Annotated in this window: 1 protein-coding gene and 1 pseudogene; one reads left to right on the forward strand and one right to left on the reverse strand. The window is 62.7% G+C overall.

Annotation, left to right across the window (positions count from 1 at the left end; genetic code table 11):
- The coding region (locus ACH4NX_RS38370) for an IS30 family transposase (protein WP_398153399.1) at positions 1-1,238 on the forward strand (1,238 nt) is incomplete at its 5' end.
- Between the two features lie 7 nt (positions 1,239-1,245).
- On the opposite strand, the pseudogene ACH4NX_RS38375 reads toward ACH4NX_RS38370, so the two are convergent.
- A pseudogene (locus ACH4NX_RS38375) lies at positions 1,246-1,459 on the reverse strand (transposase); the annotation flags it as partial.

The raw sequence follows: 1,459 nt of genomic DNA on the forward strand, positions 1-1,459 counted from the left end.
AGCCTGCGGGCCAGCGGTGGTTCCGGCACGCTGGCGGGATGACGCCGTACTCATGGCCCGCGCCGGCAGGCAGGTACCTCTCTTTGGCAGAGCGTGAGGAAATCGCGATCCTGCACGCCACAGGCCATGGGGTGCGCTCGATAGCGGGTGCCATCGGGAGGAGCCCGTCGACGATCTCGCGGGAGTTGCGGCGTAACGCTGCCACGCGTGGCGGCACGCTCGAGTACCGCGCCAGCGTGGCGCACTGGAAAGCCGAGTTGTTTGCTCGTCGCCCGAAGACCGCCAAGCTCACGGCCAACGATCGGTTACGGCACTACGTTGAGGACCGACTCTCAGGCCAGATCACCAAGCCGGGCGGCGATGCTGTCGCCGGACCGCTCGAACGGCAATGGAAGGGCTTGAACAAGCCGCATCGGCAGGACCGCCGATGGGTGAAAGCGTGGAGCCCTGAGCAGATTTCGCACCGGCTACCGATCGATTTCCCGGATGATGAGTCCATGCGGATCAGCCACGAAGCCATCTACCAGTCCCTGTTCATCGAGGGTCGCAGTGCGCTGCGCCGCGAACTCATCTTGTGCCTGCGCACCGGCCGCGCTCTTCGGATGCCACGCGCGAGAGCGAAACGCGTTGCCTGGGCCCATGTGACACCGGACGTACTCATCAGCGAGCGTCCCGAAGAAGCCGACGACCGTGCGATCCCCGGGCACCACGAAGGTGATCTCATCATCGGCACGGACAGGTCCGCGATCGGCACCATCGTCGAGCGCACAACCGGATACACCACCCTCGTGCACCTGCCTCGGGAACAAGGGTGGCGACAGCAACCGATCACCAAGAACGGGCCGGCACTGTCGGGATACGGAGCGGTGTCGATGAACAGAGCGTTGGCACAGGCACTGGCGTCGATGCCCACCGAACTCAAACGCTCGCTGACCTGGGACCGAGGAAAGGAAATGTCCGCACACGCCCAGTTCACCATCGACACCGGGCTGAAGGTGTACTTCGCCGATCCACACAGCCCATGGCAACGAGGTACCAACGAGAATGCGAATGGACTACTGCGCCAATACTTTCCGAAGGGAACTGATCTCTCGCGATGGAGCCCAGACGATCTCGCGGCAGTCGCACACGCTCTCAACACGCGACCACGGAAACGACTCCAATGGCGAACCCCCGCTGAAGCTTGGGACGAACACCTACGATCAATTCAACAGCAACGTGTTGCTTCGACCAGTTGAATGCGCCTTGCGATCCTCTGTCGGTGTGGACCACGCAGCCTGCGACGAAATCTCGGCGGGCGACGGCGTTGTCGAGCGCATCGACCGCGAGCCGGGACTTCATCCGATCGCTGATGGAGTAGCCAACGATCCGGTTGGAGAATACGTCTTTGAACGCGCACAGGTAGAGCTTGCCTTCGCTCGTCCAATGCTCTGTGATGTCGCCCAGCCACAGCTGATTC

The organism is Streptomyces sp. NPDC017225, assembly GCF_044331465.1.
In the GTDB taxonomy this organism is placed as follows: domain Bacteria; phylum Actinomycetota; class Actinomycetes; order Streptomycetales; family Streptomycetaceae; genus Streptomyces.